Origin of the sequence: Pseudomonas sp. MWU349 (assembly GCF_017947325.1) — a bacterium.
GTDB classification, from domain to species: domain Bacteria; phylum Pseudomonadota; class Gammaproteobacteria; order Pseudomonadales; family Pseudomonadaceae; genus Aquipseudomonas; species Aquipseudomonas protegens.
This window is the reverse complement of record NZ_JAFEVP010000004.1, coordinates 459,029-482,802: the sequence shown is the minus strand read 5'-3', so window position 1 is coordinate 482,802 and position 23,774 is coordinate 459,029. Positions and strand designations below refer to the sequence as shown.

The 23,774-nt window shown below is 63.1% G+C and carries 23 protein-coding genes; 7 read left to right on the top strand and 16 right to left on the bottom strand.

Annotation, left to right across the window (positions count from 1 at the left end):
• Positions 1-47: 47 nt before the first annotated feature.
• The gene (ptsP, locus tag KCG88_RS18565; protein ID WP_047289801.1) at positions 48-2,327 is read right to left on the bottom strand and encodes a phosphoenolpyruvate--protein phosphotransferase; all 2,280 of its coding nucleotides are present in this window, start codon (positions 2,325-2,327) and stop codon (positions 48-50) included.
• A 22-nt stretch (positions 2,328-2,349) separates the two neighbouring features.
• On the bottom strand, positions 2,350-2,829 hold the full coding sequence (locus KCG88_RS18560) for an RNA pyrophosphohydrolase (RefSeq protein WP_011064073.1): 480 nt from the start codon (positions 2,827-2,829) through the stop codon (positions 2,350-2,352).
• A 144-nt stretch (positions 2,830-2,973) separates the two neighbouring features.
• Between KCG88_RS18560 and KCG88_RS18555 the strand changes: the two genes are divergently transcribed.
• Complete coding sequence (locus KCG88_RS18555) at positions 2,974-3,630, top strand: HAD family hydrolase (RefSeq protein WP_047289803.1); 657 nt, start codon at positions 2,974-2,976, stop codon at positions 3,628-3,630.
• A 51-nt stretch (positions 3,631-3,681) separates the two neighbouring features.
• Here KCG88_RS18555 and KCG88_RS18550 read toward each other — a convergent pair whose 3' ends face one another.
• Genes KCG88_RS18550 through ilvA form a run of 4 tightly spaced genes read right to left on the bottom strand, consistent with a single transcriptional unit; the run spans position 3,682 to position 7,401 of the window.
• The gene (locus KCG88_RS18550; RefSeq protein WP_047289805.1) at positions 3,682-4,149 is read right to left on the bottom strand and encodes a DUF2269 domain-containing protein; all 468 of its coding nucleotides are present in this window, start codon (positions 4,147-4,149) and stop codon (positions 3,682-3,684) included.
• The gene (locus KCG88_RS18545; protein ID WP_210712856.1) at positions 4,146-5,402 is read right to left on the bottom strand and encodes an SDR family oxidoreductase; all 1,257 of its coding nucleotides are present in this window, start codon (positions 5,400-5,402) and stop codon (positions 4,146-4,148) included. The genes KCG88_RS18550 and KCG88_RS18545 overlap by 4 nt, the downstream gene beginning before the upstream one ends.
• A 15-nt stretch (positions 5,403-5,417) precedes the next feature.
• Positions 5,418-5,846, bottom strand: a complete 429-nt coding sequence (locus KCG88_RS18540) for a DUF2269 family protein (RefSeq protein ID WP_047289809.1) — start codon at positions 5,844-5,846, stop codon at positions 5,418-5,420.
• Between the two features lie 40 nt (positions 5,847-5,886).
• Positions 5,887-7,401 carry a threonine ammonia-lyase, biosynthetic gene (ilvA, locus tag KCG88_RS18535; protein ID WP_047289811.1) on the bottom strand — a complete coding sequence of 505 codons (1,515 nt, stop codon included), beginning with the start codon at positions 7,399-7,401 and terminating at the stop codon, positions 5,887-5,889.
• A gap of 203 nt (positions 7,402-7,604) precedes the next feature.
• Between ilvA and rpiA the strand changes: the two genes are divergently transcribed.
• Positions 7,605-8,276, top strand: a complete 672-nt coding sequence (gene rpiA, locus KCG88_RS18530) for a ribose-5-phosphate isomerase RpiA (RefSeq protein ID WP_047289812.1) — start codon at positions 7,605-7,607, stop codon at positions 8,274-8,276.
• A 55-nt stretch (positions 8,277-8,331) separates the two neighbouring features.
• Here rpiA and KCG88_RS18525 read toward each other — a convergent pair whose 3' ends face one another.
• The 4 genes from KCG88_RS18525 to KCG88_RS18510 form a co-directional block, all read right to left on the bottom strand.
• The gene (locus tag KCG88_RS18525; RefSeq protein WP_047338076.1) at positions 8,332-9,237 is read right to left on the bottom strand and encodes an SdiA-regulated domain-containing protein; all 906 of its coding nucleotides are present in this window, start codon (positions 9,235-9,237) and stop codon (positions 8,332-8,334) included.
• Positions 9,238-9,336: 99 nt separating this feature from the next.
• The gene (locus KCG88_RS18520) at positions 9,337-10,263 is read right to left on the bottom strand and encodes an SdiA-regulated domain-containing protein (protein WP_047289816.1); all 927 of its coding nucleotides are present in this window, start codon (positions 10,261-10,263) and stop codon (positions 9,337-9,339) included.
• A gap of 164 nt (positions 10,264-10,427) precedes the next feature.
• Complete coding sequence (locus KCG88_RS18515; RefSeq protein ID WP_011064082.1) at positions 10,428-11,093, bottom strand: fumarylacetoacetate hydrolase family protein; 666 nt, start codon at positions 11,091-11,093, stop codon at positions 10,428-10,430.
• 43 nt (positions 11,094-11,136) lie between these two features.
• The gene (locus KCG88_RS18510) at positions 11,137-12,531 is read right to left on the bottom strand and encodes an FAD-binding oxidoreductase (RefSeq protein ID WP_047289818.1); all 1,395 of its coding nucleotides are present in this window, start codon (positions 12,529-12,531) and stop codon (positions 11,137-11,139) included.
• Positions 12,532-12,735: 204 nt separating this feature from the next.
• Here KCG88_RS18510 and serA point away from each other — a divergent pair, with 204 nt between their 5' ends.
• Positions 12,736-13,965, top strand: coding sequence for a phosphoglycerate dehydrogenase (gene serA / locus KCG88_RS18505; protein ID WP_016963474.1), 1,230 nt, complete (start codon positions 12,736-12,738; stop codon positions 13,963-13,965).
• A gap of 61 nt (positions 13,966-14,026) precedes the next feature.
• Here the strand turns inward: serA and KCG88_RS18500 are convergent, their stop codons facing one another.
• Positions 14,027-14,464 (bottom strand): DUF4399 domain-containing protein, encoded by a 438-nt coding sequence (locus tag KCG88_RS18500; protein ID WP_047289820.1) that lies wholly within the window; start codon positions 14,462-14,464, stop codon positions 14,027-14,029.
• Positions 14,465-14,596: 132 nt separating this feature from the next.
• On the opposite strand from KCG88_RS18500, the gene KCG88_RS18495 reads away from it, so the two are divergent.
• Positions 14,597-15,382, top strand: a complete 786-nt coding sequence (locus KCG88_RS18495) for a transporter substrate-binding domain-containing protein (protein WP_011064086.1) — start codon at positions 14,597-14,599, stop codon at positions 15,380-15,382.
• Positions 15,383-15,521: 139 nt separating this feature from the next.
• On the opposite strand, the gene KCG88_RS18490 is transcribed toward KCG88_RS18495, so the two are convergent.
• A complete protein-coding gene (locus KCG88_RS18490) occupies positions 15,522-16,010 on the bottom strand; it encodes a DUF523 domain-containing protein (protein ID WP_210712855.1) in 489 nt (162 codons plus the stop codon).
• 2 nt (positions 16,011-16,012) lie between these two features.
• Entirely contained in the window at positions 16,013-16,645 is a 633-nt protein-coding gene (locus KCG88_RS18485; RefSeq protein WP_047289822.1) for a 2OG-Fe(II) oxygenase, read from the bottom strand.
• 160 nt (positions 16,646-16,805) lie between these two features.
• Here KCG88_RS18485 and KCG88_RS18480 point away from each other — a divergent pair, with 160 nt between their 5' ends.
• Positions 16,806-17,558: a DUF2059 domain-containing protein gene (locus KCG88_RS18480; RefSeq protein WP_047289823.1), complete on the top strand. Its 753-nt coding sequence runs from the start codon at positions 16,806-16,808 to the stop codon at positions 17,556-17,558.
• A gap of 147 nt (positions 17,559-17,705) precedes the next feature.
• On the opposite strand, the gene KCG88_RS18475 is transcribed toward KCG88_RS18480, so the two are convergent.
• Entirely contained in the window at positions 17,706-18,644 is a 939-nt protein-coding gene (locus KCG88_RS18475) for an alpha/beta hydrolase (protein ID WP_210712854.1), read from the bottom strand.
• 110 nt (positions 18,645-18,754) lie between these two features.
• On the opposite strand from KCG88_RS18475, the gene KCG88_RS18470 reads away from it, so the two are divergent.
• Entirely contained in the window at positions 18,755-19,342 is a 588-nt protein-coding gene (locus KCG88_RS18470) for a DUF6436 domain-containing protein (protein WP_047289826.1), read from the top strand.
• 95 nt (positions 19,343-19,437) lie between these two features.
• Entirely contained in the window at positions 19,438-21,858 is a 2,421-nt protein-coding gene (locus tag KCG88_RS18465) for a penicillin acylase family protein (RefSeq protein WP_047289827.1), read from the top strand.
• A 144-nt stretch (positions 21,859-22,002) separates the two neighbouring features.
• Here KCG88_RS18465 and KCG88_RS18460 read toward each other — a convergent pair whose 3' ends face one another.
• Both KCG88_RS18460 and KCG88_RS18455 read right to left on the bottom strand, forming a co-directional pair.
• Positions 22,003-22,893, bottom strand: coding sequence for an ABC transporter permease subunit (locus KCG88_RS18460; protein ID WP_047289828.1), 891 nt, complete (start codon positions 22,891-22,893; stop codon positions 22,003-22,005).
• Entirely contained in the window at positions 22,890-23,771 is an 882-nt protein-coding gene (locus KCG88_RS18455; RefSeq protein WP_199522029.1) for an ABC transporter permease subunit, read from the bottom strand. The genes KCG88_RS18460 and KCG88_RS18455 overlap by 4 nt, the downstream gene beginning before the upstream one ends.
• Between the last annotated feature and the right edge of the window lie 3 nt (positions 23,772-23,774).

Sequence of the window (23,774 nt, the reverse complement as noted above, 5' to 3'; positions counted from 1 at the left end):
CGAACGTTTCTGTAGGAGCCGGCTTGCCGGCGAAGAAAACAACCCGGTTACAGGGTCTTGCTCGAAGCCGGATTGATCATCCGCGCCAGCCCGAGTTTCTTCAGCGCCAGTTGCAGCGAACTGTGGATAACTTGCGGGTTGTCGATGGTCATCATTTCCGCCAGCAGTTCCTTGGCCTTGGTCATGCTGACCTGACGCAGCATCCACTTCACTTTCGGCAGGTTGGTGGCGTTCATCGACAGGCTGTCAAAACCCATCGCCATCAACAGCACCGCCGCCGCCGGATCACCGGCCATCTCGCCGCAGATGCTCACTGGCTTGCCTTCGGCATGGGCATCACGCACCACGTTCTGCAGCGCTTGCAGCACCGCCGGGTGCAGGTAGTCGTAGAGATCGGCCACCCGTGGGTTGTTGCGGTCCACCGCCAGCAGGTACTGGGTCAGGTCGTTGGAGCCCACCGAGAGGAAGTCCACCTGGCGCGCCAGTTCCCTGGTCTGGTACACCGCGGCGGGGATTTCGATCATCACCCCCACTGGCGGCATGGGTACGTCAGTGCCTTCATCGCGCACTTCGCCCCAGGCCCGGTGGATCAGGTGCAAGGCTTCTTCCAGCTCGTGGATGCCGGAAATCATCGGCAGCAGGATGCGCAAATTGTTCAGGCCTTCGCTGGCCTTGAGCATCGCCCGGGCCTGCACCAGGAAGATCTCCGGGTGGTCGAGGGTCACGCGGATCCCGCGCCAGCCAAGGAAGGGGTTGTCTTCCTTGATCGGGAAGTACGACAGCGACTTGTCGCCGCCGATGTCCAGGCTGCGCATGGTCACCGGTTGCGGGTGGAAGGCCGCCAGCTGTTCGCGATAGATCGCCAGCTGTTCCTTCTCGCTGGGGAAGCGCTGGTTGATCATGAACGGCACTTCGGTGCGATACAGGCCCACGCCTTCTGCACCGCGCTTCTGCGCCCGGGCTACATCGGCCAGCAGGCCGGTGTTGACCCACAGCGGCATGCGGTGGCCATCGGGGGTGATGCAGGGAAGGTCGCGCAGCGCATCCAGGCCCTGGGCCAGTTGCCGTTCTTCTTCCACCACATCGGCGAACTGCTTGCGCAGCACGTCGCTGGGGTTGGTGTAGACCTCGCCGTGGTAGCCGTCGACGATCATCTGGATGCCGTCGACCTTGGAGTACGGCAGGTCCACCAGGCCCATCACCGTCGGGATGCCCATGGCCCGGGCCAGGATCGCCACGTGGGAGTTGCCCGAACCCAGCACCGAGACCAGGCCCACCAGCTTGCCTTCCGGCACTTCGCCGAGCATGGCCGGGGTCAGTTCTTCACTGACCAGGATGGTGTTGTCGGGATAGACCAGGGTCTGCTGGCGCTCTTCCTGCAGGTAGGCCAGGAGCCGGCGGCCCAGGTCCTTGACGTCCGAGGCCCGCTCGCGCAGGTAGGCATCGTCCATCAGTTCGAAACGGTTGACGTGATCGGTGACCACCTGGCGCAACGCGCCCTGGGCCCATTGCCCGGTCTTGATCACGGCCTTCACTTCACTGCCCAGGGAGGCGTCGTCGAGCATCATCAGGTAGACGTCGAACAACGCACGCTCTTCAGGGCGCAATTGGGTAGCGAGCTTTTCCGACAGCGCGCGCATATCGGCCCGCACCCCTTCCAGGGCGCTCTTGAACAGGGCCAGTTCGGCGTCGATGTCGGTGACGTGCTTGTCCGGTACCACATCCAGGTCGGCTGGCGGCAACATCACCACCGCGCTGCCCACCGCCGCCCCAGGGGAGCCGGGTACGCCGACGAACTTGGCTTCCTGGATGCCCTTGCCCTGGCGTCCCAGGCCACGGATCGACCCGGTGGCCTCGGCATGGGCGATCACCCCGGCCAGTTGGGCGCTCATGGTCACCAGGAAGGCTTCTTCGCCCTCATCGAACTGACGGCGCTCTTTCTGCTGGATGACCAGTACGCCCACCACCCGACGGTGGTGAATGATCGGGGCACCGAGGAACGAGGCATAACGCTCCTCACCGGTTTCGGCGAAGTAGCGATAACGCGGGTGATCGGCGGCATTTTCCAGGTTAAGGGGTTCTTCGCGAGTGCCCACCAGGCCGACCAGGCCTTCGTTGGGGGCCATGCTGACCTTGCCGATGGAGCGCTTGTTCAAGCCCTCGGTGGCCATCAGGACGAAACGGTTGGTTTCCGGGTCCAGCAGATAGACCGAGCAGACCTGGCTGCCCATGGCCTCTTTGACGCGCAATACAATAATCCCCAACGCCGCCTTGAGATCCTTGGCGGAGTTAACTTCCTGGACGATCTTGCGCAGCGTATTGAGCATGGCTCGGGGTCGAACTCCGTCGTCAGTCGCGCACTAAAAGGCGCGGGGCAAGCTCTTTGAGAGCGCGGCGATACACTTCGCGCTTGAATGTCACCACCTGGCCCAACGGATACCAATAACTGACCCAGCGCCAGCCATCGAATTCCGGTTTACCGGTCAAATCCATCCGCACCCGCTGCTCGTTGGAGATCAGGCGCAGGAGAAACCATTTCTGCTTCTGGCCGATGCACAGCGGTTGGCTGTGGGTCCGGACCAGACGCTGCGGCAAACGATAGCGCAACCAGCCCCGGGTGCAGGCGAGAATTTGCACATCTTCGCGCTCCAGCCCCACTTCTTCGTTCAACTCGCGATACAAGGCGTCTTCTGGCGTCTCATCGGGGTTGATTCCCCCTTGAGGAAACTGCCAGGCATCTTGATTGATACGGCGAGCCCATAGCACCTGTCCGGCATCATTGGTCAGAATGATCCCGACATTGGGGCGGAAACCATCGGGGTCGATCACGGCTACAACCTCGCAAACGCATGTCGCCGCATTGTTCCACAAAGCTTGGGAATGCAGCAACGAGGCTGCTTAGCTTATGTGCACTCTTGTGAAAAGACCGTATTCTGGGCACCTTTTTCCGCGACTTTTCAGCGAGTAACTGCAATGCGCCTGGCTTTATTCGACTTGGACAACACGCTTTTGGGCGGCGACAGCGACCACGCCTGGGGCGACTACCTGTGCGAGCGGGGCTTCCTCGACGCCGTCGCCTACAAGACCCGCAACGACGAGTTCTATCAGGATTACCTGGCCGGCAAGCTCGACAATGCCGCCTACCTGAACTTCTGCCTGGAAATCCTCGGCCGCACCGACATGGCCGTGCTCGAAGAGTGGCACCGCGACTTCATGCGCGACTGCATCGAGCCGATCCTCCTGCCCAAGGCCCAGGCCCTGCTGGACGAGCACCGCGCTGCCGGCGACAAGCTGGTGATCATCACCGCGACCAACCGCTTCGTGACCGCGCCGATTGCCGAACGCCTGGGCGTGGAAACCCTGATCGCCACCGAATGCGAAATGCAGGATGGCCGCTACACCGGGCGCAGTACCGATGTGCCGTGCTTCCGTGAAGGCAAGGTCACCCGCCTCAACCGCTGGCTGGAAGAGACCGGCCACAGCCTGGAAGACAGCTACTTCTACAGCGATTCGATGAACGACCTGCCCCTGCTGGAGCAAGTGACCACCGCCGTGGCCGTCGACCCGGACCCGAACCTGCGAGCCGAGGCCGAGAAACGTGGCTGGCCGGTCATCAGCCTGCGCGACTAGACAGCTCGCCGGCGAGCCGGCTGTAGGCGCTGGCTTGCCGGCGAAAAAAACCTACGCCGGCTTGGCCACCATCAGATAGAAAATCGCCATGAAGGCCAGGAACGCCGGCCAGCCCAGGGCAAACCACCAGCGCATATAAAGGGTTGCCCGCAGCGGCATCGGCGCCCCATCCTGCAGGGCCTGCTCGGCCATCTTGTGCACTCGGATCTGCAACCAGACCACCGGCAGCCAGCACAGCCCCGCCACCACATACAGCCCCAGGCTCCACATCAGCCACGCCTGCTGCAGCGACCAGCCTGCCAGGTGTACCAGCCCCAGCCCGCTCAACGGCTGGAACACCGCTGTGGTGGCGGTAAAGGCCCAGTCGGCGAACACCAGGTGCTTGAAGGTCACGGCGATCACTTCCACCCGGCCACTGCGCCAGGCCCGCAGGGCGTAATAGGCCGACCCCGCGCCGAGGCCGAACAGCACGGTGGAGGACAGGATATGCAGGGTTTTCAACAGCAGGTAAGCGCTCATTGGCGGGGTTCAGTCCACAGCAGCCATAGGGTCGCCACCATCAGCACCAGATTCTTGGCGACGGCGGCATAAGGGTCAAACCAGAAGTGCGGCAGGATCAGGCTGATGATCAGGGTGTAGCCGAACATCAGCCCCAACTGCGCCTGCAAGGCTCGCCGGCGCCAGCGCCGCAGCAGCAGGCCGACACCCAGTAGCGCATCGCAGAGTGAACCGCCGATCACCGCCAGGGCCGCCCATACACCCTGCACGCCAGCCTCGGCCATGATCCGCAGGCCCCAGTCGTAACCCGGGCCGATGCACACCAGCGCGGTACCCAGCCAGATCAGCACCATCACTGCCAGCAACAGCGGGCGCAGGGCCAGTTGGGTGCTTTGCGCCGCCTGCGGCCAATCTTGCAAGCGGGCCGCCAGCGGCGCCGCGTGATACCCGCAGACCGAGGCCAGCACCTCTGGATCCGCCAGGTTGTCGTGGCGGGCCATGGCCAGGCTCTGCCGGTTCAAGGCTCGCCAGCCCAGGCGATCGCCAGCCGCAGCCACCAGCCGCAGCAAGACTGATGGCAGCTTGAAGTAACGCGCCGGGGCCCAGCCCTGGGCCGACCGCAGGCGATCGAGCAGTTGCGCCATGGTCATGCGTTCCGGGCCGACCAGGGGCAGGACCATGGCTTCCTGCGGCCACTGCCTGAGCAACGCCAGCACCGCGGCACTCAAGTCCTCTATATGCAAGGGCTGCATCTGCGCCTTGGCGGACAGCAGGGGAATCAGCGGCCAGGGTGACAGCCTCGTCAGCCAGCCGCTGCTGGCACCGCCAGCGCCGAGCACCAGCGATGGCCGCAGCACCACCGCTGGCACCCCCAGCTGCAGCAGGTAATCATCCGCCGCCGCCTTGCTGGCAAGGAACGGCACCTGGGGCAGGATCCCGGCCCCCAATGCGGAAATCTGCAGTACCCGCACGCCCCGGGCCGCCGCCAGATCGAACAGCGCGCGGGTACCCCGGTCCTGGGTCAGGCTCAACGCCCGCGCATCAGTGCTCAACAGCCCTGCGGCGTTGATCAGCAGGTCGGTGTCGGCAGGCAGGACAAAGGGCTGGGGCTCGTGGCCCAGCCGATCGAGATCCAGCTGGCGCCACTCCACCCCGGGCAACCCCTGGGGCTGCGGGTGACGGCTGGTGGCAATCAACTGATGGCCGGCAGCGTGCAATGCCGCCAGCAGATGACGGCCGACAAACCCTGTGGCCCCCACCAGAACGACCTTCATGGCAATCCTTGAGAGTTAGACCGGCTTGGCGCCCATAAGACCGGCAACGGTCACGAAACAGGCGGCGCTGAACACCGCCAGCACCAGGGTGAACGCCAGGCCGCTGGCAACCTTGGCCACCCGCAGGCGGTTGAGGCGCACCATCAGCCACAGCCAGGCCAGAGCCCCCAGGGTGTAGAGCACACTGGAACCCAGGACCCAGGTCTGCCCCAGCGGCCAGCCCACCAGATGCACCAGCCACCAGCCGCTGAACGGCAAGGTCAGCATGCCCAGCGCCAGCAACAGCCAGCCGAACAGGCCCGGACGGTGCAACACCCGGCTATAAACCGTGGCATCTCCTTGACGGCGCAGGCGCCAGACCCAAATCGCCAGCCCCAGCGCACTACCCAATAGCAGCACGGTGGCCAGTACATGAAGCATCTTCAGCGTGGTCAGTGTTTCCATGTTTTCGCTTCCTTAAGGCTCCGATCCTCAGCGTAGTCGTTCAGCCCAGGAACAGCTGGTAGGCCGGGTTGTCGCTTTCATCCCAGTACGGATAGCCGATCTGCTCCAGCGCCGCGGGCACCAGGTGACGCTCATCGGCCGGCACTTGCAGGCCGGCGACTACCCGGCCATCCGCCGCACCATGGTTGCGGTAGTGGAACATCGAGATGTTCCAGCGCCCGCCCAGCTTGTTGAGGAAGTTGAACAGCGCCCCGGGGCGCTCCGGGAACTCGAAGCGCAGCACCACTTCGTCGCTGACCTTCTCGGCATGGCCGCCGACCATGTAGCGGATGTGCAGCTTAGCCAGTTCGTTGTCGGTCAGATCGATCACCGGAAAGCCCTGTTCGGTCAGGCTGGCGATCAGAGCGCTGCGCGGATCGTTTTCCGGGTGGGTCTGCACGCCGACGAAGATGTGCGCCTCGCTGCCGGTGTTGTAGCGGTAGTTGAACTCGGTGATCTGGCGCTTGCCCACCGCCTCGCAGAAGGCCTTGAAGCTGCCGGGCTTCTCGGGAATGGTCACGGCGATGATGGCTTCGCGGCCTTCGCCCAGTTCGGCGCGCTCGGCCACGTGGCGCAGGCGGTCGAAGTTGACGTTGGCCCCGGAGTCGATGGCCACCAGGGTCTGCCCGGTGATACCGCGCTGCTCGACGTACTTCTTGATCCCGGCCACGCCCAGGGCGCCGGCAGGTTCGGTGATCGAGCGGGTATCGTCGTAGATATCCTTGATTGCCGCACAGATCTCGTCGGTACTGACGGTAATCACTTCGTCCACATAATCCTTGCAGATGTCGAAGGTGTGCTGGCCAATCTGCGCCACCGCCACGCCGTCGGCGAAGATCCCCACGGTCGGCAGCACCACGCGCTCGCCGGCGGCCATGGCCGCCTGCAGGCAGTTGGAGTCGTCCGGCTCGACGCCGATGACCTTGATCTCCGGGCGCAAGTACTTCACATAGGCCGCGATGCCGGCGATCAGGCCGCCGCCGCCGACCGGAACGAAGATCGCATCCAGCGGGCCGGGGTGCTGGCGCAGAATCTCCATGGCCACCGTGCCCTGCCCGGCAATGGTGTGCGGATCATCGTAGGGATGGATGTAGACATAACCCTTCTCGTCCACCAGCTTCAGGGAATAGGCCAGCGCTTCAGGGAAGGTGTCGCCGTGCAGCACCACCTTGCCGCCACGGGAGCGCACGCCCTCGACCTTGATCTCGGGGGTGGTCTTGGGCATCACGATAGTGGCCTTGACCCCCAGCACCTTGGCCGCCAGGGCCAGGCCCTGGGCGTGATTGCCCGCCGACGCAGTGACCACGCCACGGGCGCGCTCGGCGTCGCTGAGTTGGGTCAGCTTGTTGTAGGCGCCACGGATCTTGAACGAGAACACCGGCTGCAAGTCTTCACGCTTGAGCCAGACCTGATTGCCCAGCCGCTCGGAGAGCTGGCGGGCAGTCTGCAATGGGGTTTCTACGGCAACGTCATAAACGCGCGAGGTGAGGATCTTCTTGACGTACTGTTCGAGCATCGGAAAGCATCACTGAGCGGGTTGGGCAGGGCCAAGGAGTCTAACCCAGCGTTTGCCCGGGCGACCACACGCATACAGAGGTTTTAGCCTGCCCCCTCGCCTTCTCTGAAGCCCGGCCGATTAGCCAAACGGGCAATGACCTGATCTGCCGCGGCGCCTATAATGCCGGCCTTTGTGCCCCCCTTGCCCGCTTCGGAGCCCGCATGACCCAGGATCAACTCAAACAGGCCGTCGCCCAGGCCGCCGTCGACCTTATCCTCCCGAAACTCGATGACAAGAGCATCGTCGGGGTCGGCACCGGCTCTACCGCCAACTGCTTCATCGACGCCCTGGCCCTGCACAAGGGCGCCTTCGACGGCGCCGTGGCCAGCTCCGAAGCCACCGCCGCGCGCCTCAAGGGCCACGGGATTCCAGTCTACGAGCTCAACACCGTAAGCGACCTGGAGTTCTACATCGACGGCGCCGACGAAAGCGACGAGCACCTGAACCTGATCAAGGGCGGCGGCGCCGCCCTGACTCGGGAAAAGATCGTCGCTGCCGTGGCCAAGACGTTCATCTGCATCGCCGATGCCAGCAAGCTGGTGCCGGTGCTGGGCAACTTCCCGCTGCCGGTGGAAGTGATCCCCATGGCCCGCAGCCACGTGGCCCGTGAACTGGTGAAACTGGGCGGCGACCCGGTGTATCGCGAAGGCGTGATTACCGACAACGGCAACATCATCCTCGACGTGCACAACATGCAGATCACCAACCCGGTGGAACTGGAAAGCCAGATCAATGCCATTGTCGGCGTGGTCACCAATGGCCTGTTCGCTGCACGTCCCGCCGATGTACTGCTGCTGGGTACTGCCCAAGGGGTGAAAACTCTCAAGGCCTGAGCCGCCCGTTTGCCAGCGTGGATGGCGCAAGGCCTCTTCGCTGGCAAGCCAGCGCCTACATGGGTTTCTTGAAGACGTAGAACAGGTTAGGTTCGCTCACCAGGTAGAGGGTACCGGCGTCATCCATGGCCATTCCCTCGGCCTGGGGCACCGCCTTGCTCAGGCCCTGGCGCCACTTGCCCAGGGCCAGGGTACTCAGCGGGCGCCCCTCGACATCCAGCTCCACCACCAGCCGCGACTCGTCCGACAGCGCCAGCAGGTGGCCACTGCGCTCGTCGTATTGCAAGCTGGAGAGGTCACGCACGAATAGACCGGCATCGCGCTCGGGGTTGTTCACCACATGCATCCTGTAGGACTGCTGCGGATCTTGATGGGGGAAGCCCTGCACTTCATAGATCAGCATCGGGTCGCGCTCCTTGGCGACGAACAGGCGCTTGCCCTGGGAGTCGTAGGCCAGCCCCTCGAAGCCCTTGTTGCCGGCAAGGTGCACGCCCAGGGTGATCTGCTCGGCCTCTGCCGCATCCACCGCCGTGGTTTCATCGTCCAGCTGGATCTTGATCAGCCGCTGCTGGCGTTCGTCACTGATCACATAGGTATTGGCACTGATGAATTCCACCGCCTCCGGATCGCCAAAGCCCACCAGAGCGATACGGCGCAGGATCTGCCCGTCCAGGGACAGCTCGATCAGCTCGGCATTCTTGTTGGTCACGGTGAACAGGCTGTTGCGCAGCGGATCGAAGGTCAGCGCCGAGACCTCATCCAGCCCCTCGATGGGCTGCGCCTCCAGCACGACCCGGTAATCACCCAGCCCCAGGGATTGGGGGGCCGTCACCTGCCAGTAGGATTGCCAGTCGAACCAGGCACGCTGCCACAGCCTGTGGTTATGGACAAACACCGCCAGCAGCACGGCCATCAGGCAGAGAATCAGATAAAGGGGTTGCAGGCGGGTGAGGCGATACATGGCGGGCAGGCTCGAATCAGGACAGGCTGATGAAATATCACAGCCGCCTGAATTCAAGCTTAATGCTCCGAGCGGCCCGGCTCAGGGCCAGGCCGGGGCTCACTGTTTCTCGAAGCGATAGAACAGGTTGGGCTCGCTGACCATATATAGGTTGCCAGCCTCATCCATGGCCACGCCTTCGGCCCGGGGAATGGTTTTTTCCAGGCCATTGAAGCCACCGAGCAGGGCCATGAAGCTGACCTGTTCGCCCTGCTCGTCCAGCTCCAGCAGCAGGTGGGAGTCAGCCGACAGCACCAGGGTATGACCGGTGCGCGGGTCGATCCCCAGGGCCGAAAGGTTGCGCAAGTCGAGCTCGTCGCTGGCCAGCTTCTGCTTGTCGCCCTTGAGTACCTGGCTACCGTCGCTGCTCCAGGTAAACAGCGCCGGCGGGCGCTCCTCCCCCAGCAGCAACTGTTGCTTGCGCGGGTTCCAGGCAATGGCTTCGAACGCCTTGTTCTGGTCTTTCGAAGGGCCCAGGTCGTATTTGGGGAAGTCCGCGACATTCAGCGACTGGGTATTGGCATCGACCTTGACGATCACCAGCGAGTGCTCACGCTCATCGACAATTGCCAGCAGGCCATTCTCCAGGACGGCCACCCCTTCCGGGTTGCTCCAGCCCACCAGAGGCATCTTGCGCAGAACGTCGCCTTGCAGCGACAACTCCACCAGGAAGGGATGCTTGCCCATCACCGCAAACAGGGTCTTGGTCTGGGGGCTATAGGAAAGATCGGAGGCTTCGTCCCGCTCCATGCCTGGCAGGACCTTGGCATCGATCACCGCCCGGTAGCTGGGTAGCCAGATACTGGAGCTGCGTTCGGCGGTAGTGGCAAAGCCTTCCTGGACCCAGAGCGCTCCACGGTCATCCCAATGCATGAGGCTGGCTACGCCATAGCAGATCACGCCTGCCAACAGCAGCCAGGAATACCAGCGCATGCGCAATCGCAAGCGGCGGATGAGGTGAGGTTTAGGTAGAGGGTGGGCGTCCATCACACAGATTCCAGAAGCACGGCCAAAGGTAATAGCACATGGATTTCAGATCCGCGAACCATAAGCTTTGGAATTATCCGGGAACGATGTGAAAAATCGGTTAAAGCCGCTGATCTCTCTGCGCCGTGCCCTGGATTACCGGGCCCAGCGCAGAAAGATTCGCCTCAACGAACGCTGCTGGTGAAACGGCTGGCGCCGGGAAGCTCCAGCACCAGCTCATCGCCGACATTCAGCGGCCCAACCCCGACCGGCGTGCCCGTGAGGATCACATCGCCGGCCTGCAGGGAGAAACAACCGGCCATGTACTGGATCATCGGCACTATGGGGTTGAGCATGATGGCGCTGTTGCCGTCCTGGCGTACTTCACCGTTGATGGTCAGGCGGATGCCGATGTCGGTCAGGTCGGCAAAGGTACTGCCCACCACAAAGGGCGCGATCACCGCCGCGCCGTCGAACGACTTGGCGATTTCCCAGGGCAGGCCCTTGGCTTTGAGCTCGGCCTGTTTGTCCCGCAGGGTCAGGTCCAATGCCGGGGCAAAGCCGGAAATGGCATCCAGCACTTCCTCGCGGCTGGGCTTGGTGGAAAGCGGCTTGCCGATCAACACCGCGATTTCCGCTTCGTAGTGCACCGAACCACGCTCGGTGGGAATGGCGAAACCGCCTTCCAGGGGTACCACACAACTGCCCGGCTTGATAAACAGCAGGGGTTCGGTAGGTACCGGGTTGTCCAGCTCCTTGGCGTGCTCGGCGTAGTTGCGACCGATGCACACCACCTTGCCCACCGGAAAATGGATCCGGGTACCGTCGACATACTGGTGCTGATAGCTCATTACCGACTCCTGCTTGTGTGCTTTATCTGGACACGGCCCGGCTTCAGACCGCGAAGATCTTGCCCGGATTCATGATGCCGTTCGGGTCGAACGCAGCCTTGACCGCTTTCATGTACTCGATCTCCACCGGCGAGCGGCTGTAGGTCAGGTAATCACGCTTGGTCATGCCCACGCCGTGTTCCGCGGAAATCGAGCCGTTGTACTTCTCGACTGTCTCGAACACCCACTTGTTGACCGTTGCGCACTTGGCAAAGAATTCGTCCTTGCTCAGGTTGTCCGGTTTGAGGATGTTCAGGTGCAGGTTGCCGTCGCCGATGTGGCCGAACCAGACGATTTCGAAGTCCGGGTAATGCTTGCCGACAATGGCGTCGATTTCCTGGAGGAAGGCCGGGACTTTCGAGACCGTGACCGAAATGTCGTTCTTGTACGGCGTCCAGTGGGAAATGGTCTCGGAGATGTATTCGCGCAGCTTCCACAGGTTGTGCAGCTGGGTTTCACTCTGGCTCATCACGCCGTCCAGCACCCAGCCCTGCTCGACACAGTGCTCGAAGGTTTCCAGGGCGTGGTTGGCCACTTCCTCGGTGGTGGCTTCGAATTCCAGCAGCGCATAGAACGGGCAGTCGGACTCGAACGGCGCCGGTACGTCGCCACGGGCCAGGACCTTGGCCAGGGCCTTGTCGGAGAAAAACTCGAAGGCCGTCAGATCCAGCTTGCCCTGGAAGGCGTGCAGCACGGGCATGATCGAGTCGAAGTCTGGGGTGCCCAGGACCATTGCCGTGAGATTCTTCGGTGCCCGGTCCAGGCGCATGGTGGCCTCGACCACGAAGCCCAGGGTGCCCTCGGCGCCGATGAACAACTGGCGCAGGTCATAGCCGGTGGCGTTCTTGATCAGGTCCTTGTTCAGTTCCAGCAGGTCGCCCTTGCCGGTGACCACCTTCATGCCGGCCACCCAATTGCGGGTCATGCCGTAGCGAATGACCTTGATCCCACCGGCATTGGTACCGATATTGCCGCCAATCTGGCTGGAACCTGCAGAAGCGAAATCCACCGGATAGTACAGGCCGTTTTCTTGCGCCAGGTTCTGCAACTGCTCGGTGACCACACCTGGCTGACACACTGCGGTGCGGTCGGTCAGGTTCAGGTCGAGGATCTGGTTCATATAGTCGAAGGACACCACCACCTCGCCGTTGGCTGCCACCGCAGCCGCCGAAAGCCCGGTACGACCGCCCGAAGGCACCAGCGCAACCTTGTGCTGATTGGCCCAGCGCACAATGGCCTGGACCTGCTCGATGGTTTTCGGAAACACGATGGCCGTCGGGGCCGGGGCGAAATGCTTGGTCCAATCCTTGCCGTAAGCATTCAGGGAGTCAGCGTCGGTCAGCACCTTGCCAGGCTCAACCAGGGTCTTCAGCTCATCAATCAGGGCAGGATTGGTCATCGACAGAACTCTCGAACAATTCATGGTCATCCTGAGAACGCTTCACGTCGCAGGAATGAGTGTTTAGCGGGGCGCGTATGCTAGCATACCGCCCCCGCAGGAGAGTGCCCAAGGGCCTTTCTGCGGTGTCGGCCCAGTGCCGCCCAGGTCAGCTCAAGCTGTCCACTTCCCTGCCATTTTTCTCCGGGACACAGGTTTACGCAGATGAGCAAGACTTCTCTCGATAAGAGCAAGATCAAGTTCCTTCTCCTCGAAGGCGTCCACCAATCCGCTGTCGACGTCCTCAAGGCCGCCGGCTACACCAGCATCGAGTACCTCACCGGTTCTCTGCCGGAAGCCCAGCTCAAGGAAAAGATCGCCGATGCACACTTCATCGGCATTCGCTCCCGCACTCAACTGACCGAAGAGATCTTCGACCACGCGAAGAAACTGGTCGCAGTGGGCTGCTTCTGCATCGGCACCAACCAGGTTGACCTGTCCGCCGCTCGCGAGCGCGGCATCGCGGTGTTCAACGCGCCTTACTCCAACACCCGTTCGGTTGCCGAGCTGGTGCTGGCCGAGGCAATCCTGCTGCTGCGCGGCATCCCTGAGAAAAACGCTTCCTGCCACCGTGGCGGCTGGATCAAGAGCGCGGCCAACTCCTTCGAAATCCGTGGCAAGAAACTGGGTATCGTCGGCTACGGCTCCATTGGTACACAGTTGTCGGTCCTGGCTGAAGGCCTGGGCATGCAGGTGTTCTTCTACGACACCGTGACCAAGCTGCCACTGGGCAACGCCACCCAGGTGGGCAACCTGCACGAATTGCTGGGCATGTCCGACATCGTCACCCTGCACGTACCGGAAACCCCGGCCACCCAGTGGATGATCGGCGAGAAGGAAATCCGCGCCATCAAGAAGGGCGGCATCCTGATCAACGCCGCCCGCGGCACCGTGGTCGAGCTGGACGCCCTGGCGGACGCGATCAAGGACAAGCACCTGATCGGCGCAGCCATCGACGTGTTCCCGGTGGAGCCGCGCTCCAACGACGAAGAGTTCGAAAGCCCGCTGCGCGGCCTGGACAACGTGATCCTGACCCCGCACATCGGCGGTTCCACCGCTGAAGCCCAGGCCAACATCGGCCTGGAAGTGGCAGAAAAACTGGTCAAGTACAGCGACAACGGCACCTCGGTGTCCTCGGTCAACTTCCCTGAAGTGGCGCTGCCAGCCCACCCGGGCAAGCACCGTCTGCTGCACATCCACGAGAACATTCCGGGCGTGATGAGCGAGATCAACAAGGTCTTCGCCGAAAACGGCATCAACATCTCCGGTCAGTTCCTGCAGACCAACGAGAAAGTCGGCTACGTGGTGATCGACGTCGACGCCGAGTACTCGGACCTGGCGCAAGAGAAGCTGCAGCACATCAACGGCACCATCCGTTGCCGCGTGCTGTTCTAAGCCTCGACTGCGGCACAAAAAAAGGGAGCCCTCTGGGCTCCCTTTTTTATCGTGTTTACGATTATTTCACTGTTACTGTGATTTTCTTGGAAACGATCACCGGGTCGAACGGTACGTGGTTCTTGTCCCCCAGCTCCAGTTGCAGGGTGTGCTTGCCAGGTGCCAGGGTCACTTCGGTTTCGGTCTGGGCCTTGCCGAAGTGCAGGTGGTTGGCATCCATCGGGATCGGCAGGTTCTCGGCAGGCAACTGATCGACATCGATCAGCAAGTGATGGTGGCCGGTGTTGGCGGTCTGATCGCCTGCCGGCGCCAGGGCGATGCCCTCAACGCCGAACTTGACCTTGAAGGTCTTGTCCACGGTGGCCCCATCGGCTGGGGAAACAATAAACACCTTGGCGCCGGCAGGTGCCTCTGTACGAGGAATTTCTGCTGCGCCAGCCAGCATCGAGGCTCCCAGCAACAGACCGGCCAAAGCAGCACGCGACATAAAAATTTTCATTATCTTCTCCAGTTTTTCCGCAAATCTTTTACGGTTATGACAACTTCGTGGCAATTCGTTGTCGAAGGCACTCAACACCTTAGCAAAGCGAGCCTGAACGGCGCATCGCTCATATAAATTCAAGGAGTGACCATGCGTTTCCTGCCTGGCCTGTTACTTTTGCTGCCCCTTGCGAGCACTTGCGCTCAAGCCGAACTGATGGACGATATCAATGACCGCGGCGAGCTGCGCATCGCCCTGGAAGCCGATACGCCGCCCTTCAATTTCAAGGACGACGGCAAACTCACCGGCTTCGAGGTGGAATTGGGGCAACTGCTGGCCAGTGAGCTGGACGTACGCGCGGACTTCGTGGTGACCGAGGCCGCCGAACTGCTCCCGGGCGTGGAAAGCGGCAAGTTCGACGTGGCGATCAACCACATAGCAATGACCCCGGAACTCAAGGATCGTTTCGATTTCAGCGAACCCTACAGCTATTCCAGTGCGCAGTTGATTGTGCGCAAGGAAGAGCAGCGTCCGCTGTTTTCCCTGCAGGCCCTGCGCGGCCAGGCGCTGGGCGTGGCCCAAGGCAGCCAGTTCGTCGATCAGGCGCGCACCGTGGAAGGGATCAACCTGCGCAGCTACGCCGACGCCCAGCAGCCGATCAAGGACGTGGCGGACAAACAGATCGATGCAGCCATCAGCGATCGTCTGCTGATCCCTTACGCCATTCGCGACAGCCGCCTGCCGGTGAAAGAAGGCGCCAAGGTCGGCCCGACCCTGAGCCTGGCGATCCCTTTCCAGAAAGGTAACCCGGCGTTTCGCGCGAGCCTGGACAGCGCCTTGCAGCGGATCAAGGCCGACGGGCGCCTGATGGCCCTGTCGGAGAAATGGTTCGGCATGGACGCGAGCAAACCGCCGAAGGCCGAAGCCGGGCAGTAAAGGACATAAGATCGCTGGATTGACCTCTAGCCGCAGCCTGCGAAGGGCCCGAAGGGACTTCATGGCCGCCAGAGGTCGGCGGGAAATCGTCAAGCAAGGCCCTTAGGGCCTTTTCGGCCTCGCTAAAGCTTGGCAGCGGCTACGAGGACAATGCGGCCAGGGCGCTGGCGGCCTCGGGCAGTTGCAGCTCGCTGAAGACTTGCACCCCGTGCTGCTTGAGCAATGCGGCGGTGACGCCCTCCCCCGAAACCTTGACCCCACTGAAGCTGCCGTCATAGGTCAGCAGGTTGCCGCAGGATGGGCTGTGGGCCTTGAGCACGGCAACGCGGATTCGATGCTTTTCCACCAGTGCCAGGGCCTGGTGGGCGCCAGCCAGGAACTGGGCGCTGACATCCTCACCTTCGGTGGTCATCACCGGTGCCCGCCCCTCAAGCACATCGACACCCTGCCCACCCGGGATCTCCGCCGCCGCCCTTGGCGTAGGCAAACCACCAGCAACCTCTGGACACAAGGCAACCACACGCCCCTCTTGCTGCCAGGCGGCCAGTTGATCGAACGGGCCGCTGGCACCGCCGTCGTAGCGTACGCGGTGGCCCAACAGGCAGCGGCTGACCAGGATCTTGTGCATATTCAGAACGGCTCGTTACCACGACGCCGGAACCAACCGGTCAGAGACAGGCGTTCCCGGGTCGCGGGCATGACTTCATGGGGGACTTCGCCGGAAAGAAACACCACCAGCCGCCCCCCGACAGGGACTACATCGTATTGCCCCCGGTCATTGAGGTACATGCGCAATTGCCCGCCCTGCTCGGGCAGCCACTCCTCATTGAGGTAGACCACCGCCGAGACCATGCGCCGGTCGTCATCGCGAAAGCGATCCACGTGGCGCTTGTAGAAGGCTCCCGGCGGGTACATCGCGAAATGGCATTCGAAGTCTTCAAGCCCGAGGAACAGGCCTCGGTTCAGAGCCTCGCGCAGGCTGTCCATCAGTTCCAGGTAGCTATCGCAGGCTTCGGCCTGACCAGGTTCGAGCCACTGGATATGGTCGCCGCGAATACCCTCGCGGATCTCCTGGGCCGGCCCGCGCCCTACCGCCGCCGGCGCCAGTTCACCTTCAGCCGCACGTTTGCGGCACTCAGCCGCCAGTTCGAGGGTCAGAGCCTCGGACAGGAAGACATTTTGCTGCGACCAGCCACGGGCGGCCAGGTCGTCGACAATGTTCAACAACAGCGGATGATCAGAGGGTATTTGCATGGCGCGCATAGTATCCAGCCTCAGAAAAATCTGACAGAGCCGCAGAGCGGAGGATGAAGCATTTTTTCAATGGGCTTACACATCATCGGTTTGCCGAGGGATGCTGATACGAATTCTCGACAACCACCCTCTTGCCCCGGAGAATAGTCGCCTGCTGACAGGAGTCCTTATGCGCCGTTTGCTTTTCTCACTGTTGATCTTCTGCGCCTTGCCTGCCTGGGCAGACAGCCACGACCAGTTGTACCAGGTCGCCGGTTGGGCGCAACAGCGCGCGCATTTCAACGATGCCCTCAGCGCCGCCCAGCAGCGCTACCAGAGCAGCCTGCCGCCGGCGGTCTATCAAGCCCTGGTGGACAACAGCAACCAACGCTTCGCCCCCCAGGCCGTGGACCGTCGCGCCGAGGCTCAATTGCGGCAGAACCTGGCGGACCCCGCACCGGCCCTGGCCTTCTTCCAATCGCCCCTGGGCCGCAAGATCGTCGCCGCCGAACTGCTGGCGACCCGCCGCGACCAGTTGGCCAAGAACGCCCAGGGCCTGCCGAAGATGCAGGCCAGCGACAACCGCCAGTTGATCATCGGCCACCTGGCCCAGGCCCTGCCAGCCCGGGAAGCGGGCGCAGAGGTGAGCCTGGCGATTGCCGGAGTCGCCGCCGACAGCCTGAGCCAGATGATTCCCGGCCTGCTGGGCGGCGGCCAGGCCCAGGGCATGCTCAACAGCCAGCGCCAGCGCTTGATGCAGCAGATCGGCAACGACCTGAACAACACCTTGCTGTACGTCTATCGGGATCTGTCCGACACGGAACTGGAAGAATTCGCCACCTTCGCCGAGTCCAGCGAAGGCAAGGCCTACTACCAGGCCGCCCTGGCGGCGATTCGCGCCGGCCTGGCGGTCGGCCAGAGCACTTCAAGCCTCGCCCCCTGAACCAGCAAACCCACCTGTAGCCGCTGCCGAATCCGCGAGGCTGCGCAAAGGTCCGCAGGACCTTGCCTGGCGTTCTAGCGCCGAACCTCCAGCGGCTCTTCGGGCCGTTCGCAGTCTACGGCAGCGGCTACACCCATCTCCCGCGGCTCAGACGTGCTGGGTCAGAAAGGCGAAGTACTGATCGCGGTACAGAGGGATTTCATTGGCCAGGTGGTGCCGCGCATCGGGCAGCATCAATACCTCGGGCGCGGCGAACTTGCCGCGAATCACCTGCAGATTGTGCTGCCAGTCCACGGTCATGTCCGCATCCCCCTGTACGATCAACGGCTGCCTGGAACTGCGGGGCGCCGCCTCCAGGCGCTTGATCCAGCGCGACAGCGCTCCCACCCAGGCCGTCGGCAAACGTTGCGGCTGCAACGGGTCGACCTGCAGGAACGCGAGGAAATCCGGGTCGTTGGAGTTTTCGCTGAAGCGCCGGGCAATGCCGGTGACGAAAGGCCGCAGCGCGTAATAACTGAGCATCGACCAGCCCCAGGCCCGCGGCCGCACCAGCGGCGAGAGCAGCATCACCTGGCCCTGGGCCGGGCTCTCGGCGCCCTGGTTGAGCAGGTGGTCCATGATGATCGCACCGCCGGTGCTTTGCCCGAACAGGTGCCAGGGCTCGGGGAGTTCCAGGGACCGGGCCTCTGCGAACAGGCCTTGCAGCACCCGTTGGTACACCGCGAAATCATCAATGCTGGCCCGCTCGCCGCTGGAAAGGCCGTGCCCGGGCAGGTCGCAGGAAATCACCACGAAACGCCGTTGCAGCGCCCACTCGATCACATGCCGGTACAAGCCCATGTGGTCGTAGAAACCGTGGAACAGAAACAGCGTGGCCCGTGGCTGCTCGGGCCACCAGACCTGGCTCACCACTTCGTAGCCGTCCACCAGGAAACGCCCCAGGCGGCTGCGCGGCACCAGCGCCCGCCCGGCGAAATCCAGCCCATAGAAGCGCTGGTAGGCCTGCCCCTGCACCGACAAAGGCTGCCCGGCGACCAGCGGTTGCAGGCTGGCACGCAGGTGGTCGGGGTCAAAAGTGGCGGGCATAGAGAATTCCAAAGCGGGGGTACCGGCGACAAAACGGGCTTTCTGGGCCTGCGATATTCATCTGTCGCGGCAAGCATGGCAAGCTACGCGACCTTCGAGGACCGATCTTAATGCGCCAGTCTTACCGCACGCCCCTGCTTGCCAGCCTGCTCGTCCTGATCTGCGCCGTGGTGCTGTGGAACGCCTACGAATGGTTCCAGGGCCGCTATCTGCGGGCGTTCAGCGAGCACACCGCGATGTTCTCCGGCGATCCGTTGCAATTGCCCGCCGAACTGGCCGGCCCCGGGGCGATCCGCCTGGTGCATTTCTGGGACCCGGCCTGCCCCTGCAATGTCGGTAACCAGCAGCACCTGGCCGAGCTGATCGAAACCTATGGCCCGCGCGGCGTAGAGTTCTATGCCGTGCAGAGGCCCGGCAGCCATGGCCAGCTACCCGCCACCCTGAGCCGCCTGAAGCACCTCGACAGCCTGCCCGGAGCGGAACAGATCCCCGCCAGCCCGGCAGTGGCAATCTGGGACCGCAACGGCAAGCTGGCCTACTTCGGCCCCTACAGCGAAGGCCTGACCTGCAATTCCAGCAACAGCTTCATCGAGCCCATCCTCCAGGCCCTTGAGGACAATCGCCCGGTCAGCGCCACCCACACCCTGGCCATCGGCTGCTACTGCCCCTGGCCGGCCGAACAAGGCATTCGCGACTAATCAAGGACTGCCTCCTGCGCGGGGCCCCTGACTTGTGCTAAATCTCTGCAGCTCTCCCAAGGCGGCATTGAATACAACAACAGCAAGGAGCCCGCATGAAACGCAGCCTGACCGTCGTCGCCGTACTGATCCTCGCCCTGCTGGCAGGGCTTGCCGGCTACCTGTACAGCAAGCAGCCGACGCGCCAGGGCCAGGTCGAGCTCAACGGCCTGCAAGGCTCGGTCACCGTGCGCTACGACGAACGCGGGGTGCCGCACATTCGCGCCGAAAACGAAGCCGACCTGTACCGCGCCCTGGGCTACGTGCACGCCCAGGACCGGCTGTTCCAGATGGAAGTGCTGCGGCGCCTGTCCCGGGGCGAGCTGGCAGAGGTCCTGGGGCCCAAGCTGGTGGACACCGACAAACTGTTCCGCAGCCTGCGGATTCGCGAACGGGCCGACAGCTATATCGCCGGGCTCGATCATCAGTCACCCGCCTGGAAGGCCCTGGAAGCCTATCTGGACGGCATCAACCAGTATCAGGACAGCCACGCCAGCCCCATCGAGTTCGACGTCCTGGGCATCCACAAGCGGCCTTTCACCGCAGAAGACACCGTCAGCGTCGCCGGTTTCATGGCCTACAGCTTTGCCATGGCCTTTCGCACCGAGCCGCTGCTGACCTACATCCGCGACGAGCTGGGCAATGACTACCTGAAGGTGTTCGACCTCGACTGGCAGCCCAAGGGCGTGCTGGCCAAGGGCAAGACCCAACCTTCAATGCCACTGGCCGCCGTCGACTGGCAGGGCCTGGGCCGGATCGCCCGCCTGAGCCAGCAAGCCCTGGAAGAAGCCGGGCTGCCGCAATTCGAGGGCAGCAATGCCTGGGTGGTTTCCGGCTCGCGGACCAAGAGCGGCCGCGCGCTGCTGGCCGGCGACCCGCATATCCGCTACTCGCTGCCGTCGGTGTGGTACGAGGCCCAGCTCTCGGCCCCGGGCTTTGAACTCTACGGTCATCACCAGGCCCTGGTGCCCTTCGCCTTTCTCGGCCACAACCTGGACTTCGGCTGGAGCCTGACCATGTTCCAGAACGATGACCTCGACCTGATCGCCGAAAAGGTCAACCCGGAGAACCCCAATCAGGTCTGGTTCCACGACAAGTGGGTGGACCTGATCACCAGCGAGCAGCAGATCGCCGTCAAGGGCCAGGCCCCGGTGACCCTGACCCTGCGCCAGTCGCCCCACGGCCCGATCATCAACGACATGCTCGGCACCACCGTGGGCAAGGCGCCGATCGCCATGTGGTGGGGTTTCCTGGAAACCCCGAACCCGATCCTCGACGGCTTCTACCAGCTCAACCGCGCAGACACCCTGGCCAAGGTCCGCGCTGCGGCCGCCAAGGTCCATGCACCGGGCCTGAACATCGTCTGGGCCAACGCCAAGGGCGACATCGGCTGGTGGGCGGCGGCGCTCCTGCCCAAGCGCCCGGCGGGGGCCAAGCCAGCCTTCATCCTCGATGGCAGCACCAGCCTGGCGGACAAGGAAGGCTTCTACCCCTTCAGCGCCAACCCCCAGGAAGAGAACCCGGCCCGGGGCTATATCGTCTCGGCCAACTTCCAGCCGGTATCCCCCACCGGCATGGAGATCCCCGGCTACTACAACCTGGCCGACCGTGGCCAGCAACTGGATCGGCAGCTCAGCGACAAGAGCCAGAAATGGGACCTGGAGAACACCCAGAAACTGCAGCTGGGCACCACCACCGCCTACGGGCCGCGCCTGCTGGCGCCGCTGTTGCCGGTGTTGCGTGAAGTGGTCAGCGACCCCGAGGAACTGAAGCTGGTGGAGCAACTGGCGAAATGGCAGGGCGACTATCCGCTGGAATCCACCAGCGCAACGCTGTTCAACCAGTTCCTGTTCAACCTGGCCGATGCCACTTTCCATGAAAAACTCGGCGATGCCTATTTCGACGCCCTGATCCAGGCCCGGGTGGTGGACGCCGCCCTGCCCCGGCTGGCGGCGGACCCCGACTCGCCCTGGTGGGACAACCGCACCACGCCCCAGCGCGAAAGCCGCGCCGACACGGTCAAGCTGGCCTGGCGCGCCAGTATCGACCACCTGCGCCTGACCCTGGGCGCCAACCCGGCGCAATGGCGCTGGGGCCAGGCCCACACGCTGACCCACGGCCACCCGCTGGGCATGCAGAAGCCCCTGGACCGGCTGTTCAACGTCGGCCCCCTGGACGCCCCCGGCAGCCACGAAGTGCCGAACAACCTCACCGCCAAGATCGGCCCGGCGCCCTGGTCGGTGGTCTACGGGCCCTCGACCCGACGCATCATCGACTTCGCCGACCCGGCCCACAGCCTGACCATCAACCCGGTGGGCCAGAGTGGCGTGCTGTTCGACAAGCACTACGACGATCAGGCCGAAGCCTATATCGAAGGGGTCTACCAGCAGGCGCACTTCAGCGACGAGGAAGTCACCGCCAATACCCGCAGCACCCTGAAGCTGCTGCCGGCACGCCCCCGGGTCCCGGCGCCTTGACCAGCGGCGGATGCAGGCGCTGGCTGGCCAGCGAAAAGCCCCGCGAGCCCGGCTCCCTCTCAAGGACGCCTTAGCCTGCAAGGGCCAATAAAAAACCTCGCTCCCGGAAACCGGGGCGAGGTTTTTTTATGGCACAACTGCAAGTCAGGCGGTTTCCGGCACCTGGGCCCGACGTACGTCTGGCTGTTTCCAGGAGTCGGCAGCGCTTTCCTCGATGGCCTGCTGGATCGCCCGCTTGCGGGCTTCTTCGGCACGCCGGCTGAAGAACCAGACCAGGAAGGTCACCAAAGACACCGCCAGCAGAATCAGGCTGGCCACGGCGTTGATCTCCGGCTTGACCCCCAGGCGCACCGCCGAGAACACTTCCATCGGCAAGGTGGTGGAGCCCGGGCCGGAGACGAAGCTGGCCAGTACCAGGTCATCCAGGGACAGGGCGAAGGACATCATGCCGCCGGCCGCCAGCGAAGGCGCAATCATCGGGATGGTGATCAGGAAGAACACCTTCCACGGCCGCGCGCCCAGGTCCATGGCCGCCTCTTCGATGGACAGGTCCAGCTCACGCAGGCGGGCCGACACCACCACGGCCACATAGGCGGCGCAGAACGTGGTGTGGGCGATCCAGATGGTGACGATGCCGCGTTCCTGAGGCCAGCCGACCGCCTGGGCCATGGCCACGAACAGCAGCAGCAAGGACAGACCGGTAATCACTTCCGGCATCACCAGCGGCGCGGTGACCAGGCCACCGAACAGGGTACGGCCCTTGAAGCGGGTGATCCGGGTCAGCACGAACGCCGCCAGGGTGCCCAGGGCCACCGCCGCTACAGCGGTGTAGCAGGCGATTTCCAGGGAACGCATCACCGAGCCCATCAACTGCTGGTTATCCAGCAGGCCGATGTACCACTTGATCGACCAGCCCCCCCACACCGTCACCAGCTTGGAGGCGTTGAACGAGTAGATCACCAGGATCAGCATCGGCATGTAGATGAACAACAGGCCGAGCACCAGCATCAGGCTGGAGAAACTGAAACGCTTCATTCCTTGCCCTCCATTTCCTTGGCCTGACTGCGGTTGAACAGGATGATCGGCACAATCAGGATCGCCAGCATCACCACCGCCAGGGCGGATGCCACCGGCCAGTCACGGTTGTTGAAGAACTCTTGCCACAGCACCTTGCCGATCATCAGGGTTTCCGGGCCGCCCAGCAGTTCCGGAATCACGAACTCGCCCACCACCGGGATGAACACCAGCATGCAGCCGGCGATGATGCCGTTCTTGGACAGCGGCACGGTGATTTTCCAGAAGCTGTTGAAGGTGCTCGAACCCAGGTCGGCCGCGGCCTCCAGCAGGCTGGTGTCGTGTTTCACCAGGTTGGCGTATAGCGGCAGGATCATGAACGGCAGGTAGGAATAGACCACACCGATGTACACCGCGATGTTGGTGTTGAGGATCTGCAGCGGTTCGTTGATCCAGCCCATCGACAGCAGGAAGCCGTTGAGCAGGCCGTTGTTGCTGAGGATGCCCATCCAGGCGTAGACGCGGATCAGGATCGCGGTCCAGGTCGGCATCATGATCAGCAGCACCAGCACCGTCTGCAATTCCTTGCGGGCACTGGCGATGGCGTAGGCCATCGGGTAGCCGATCAGCAGGCAGAGGATGGTGCTGAAGAACGCCATCTTCAGCGAGCCGAGGTAGGCAGCGATATAGAGCTCGTCGTCGCCGAGCATCGCGTAGTTGCCCAGGTTCAGCAGCAACTGCAGCTTCTGGTCGACGTAGCTGTAGATCTCGGTGTACGGCGGAATGGCCACGTCCGCTTCGGCGAAGCTGATCTTCAGGACGATGAAGAACGGCAGCATGAAGAACAGGAACAGCCAGATGAACGGAACCCCGATGACCAACTGACGGCCACCGGGAATTAT

Bases quoted from the DNA above. Each gene is read 5' to 3' on its own strand.
- KCG88_RS18470 (WP_047289826.1), top strand. From the start codon at position 18,755: ATGCGCCAGTCTTACCGCACGCCCCTGCTTGCCAGCCTGCTCGTCCTG.
- KCG88_RS18490 (WP_210712855.1), bottom strand. From the start codon at position 16,010: ATGCACAAGATCCTGGTCAGCCGCTGCCTGTTGGGCCACCGCGTACGC.
- KCG88_RS18550 (WP_047289805.1), bottom strand. From the start codon at position 4,149: ATGAGCGCTTACCTGCTGTTGAAAACCCTGCATATCCTGTCCTCCACC.
- KCG88_RS18475 (WP_210712854.1), bottom strand. From the start codon at position 18,644: ATGCCCGCCACTTTTGACCCCGACCACCTGCGTGCCAGCCTGCAACCG.
- rpiA (WP_047289812.1), top strand. From the start codon at position 7,605: ATGACCCAGGATCAACTCAAACAGGCCGTCGCCCAGGCCGCCGTCGAC.
- serA (WP_016963474.1), top strand. From the start codon at position 12,736: ATGAGCAAGACTTCTCTCGATAAGAGCAAGATCAAGTTCCTTCTCCTC.
- ilvA (WP_047289811.1), bottom strand. From the start codon at position 7,401: ATGCTCGAACAGTACGTCAAGAAGATCCTCACCTCGCGCGTTTATGAC.
- KCG88_RS18515 (WP_011064082.1), bottom strand. From the start codon at position 11,093: ATGAGCTATCAGCACCAGTATGTCGACGGTACCCGGATCCATTTTCCG.
- ptsP (WP_047289801.1), bottom strand. From the start codon at position 2,327: ATGCTCAATACGCTGCGCAAGATCGTCCAGGAAGTTAACTCCGCCAAG.
- KCG88_RS18520 (WP_047289816.1), bottom strand. From the start codon at position 10,263: ATGGACGCCCACCCTCTACCTAAACCTCACCTCATCCGCCGCTTGCGA.
- KCG88_RS18495 (WP_011064086.1), top strand. From the start codon at position 14,597: ATGCGTTTCCTGCCTGGCCTGTTACTTTTGCTGCCCCTTGCGAGCACT.
- KCG88_RS18465 (WP_047289827.1), top strand. From the start codon at position 19,438: ATGAAACGCAGCCTGACCGTCGTCGCCGTACTGATCCTCGCCCTGCTG.
- KCG88_RS18545 (WP_210712856.1), bottom strand. From the start codon at position 5,402: ATGAAGGTCGTTCTGGTGGGGGCCACAGGGTTTGTCGGCCGTCATCTG.
- KCG88_RS18500 (WP_047289820.1), bottom strand. From the start codon at position 14,464: ATGAAAATTTTTATGTCGCGTGCTGCTTTGGCCGGTCTGTTGCTGGGA.
- KCG88_RS18485 (WP_047289822.1), bottom strand. From the start codon at position 16,645: ATGCGCGCCATGCAAATACCCTCTGATCATCCGCTGTTGTTGAACATT.
- KCG88_RS18460 (WP_047289828.1), bottom strand. From the start codon at position 22,893: ATGAAGCGTTTCAGTTTCTCCAGCCTGATGCTGGTGCTCGGCCTGTTG.
- KCG88_RS18510 (WP_047289818.1), bottom strand. From the start codon at position 12,531: ATGACCAATCCTGCCCTGATTGATGAGCTGAAGACCCTGGTTGAGCCT.
- KCG88_RS18525 (WP_047338076.1), bottom strand. From the start codon at position 9,237: ATGTATCGCCTCACCCGCCTGCAACCCCTTTATCTGATTCTCTGCCTG.
- KCG88_RS18555 (WP_047289803.1), top strand. From the start codon at position 2,974: ATGCGCCTGGCTTTATTCGACTTGGACAACACGCTTTTGGGCGGCGAC.
- KCG88_RS18540 (WP_047289809.1), bottom strand. From the start codon at position 5,846: ATGGAAACACTGACCACGCTGAAGATGCTTCATGTACTGGCCACCGTG.
- KCG88_RS18480 (WP_047289823.1), top strand. From the start codon at position 16,806: ATGCGCCGTTTGCTTTTCTCACTGTTGATCTTCTGCGCCTTGCCTGCC.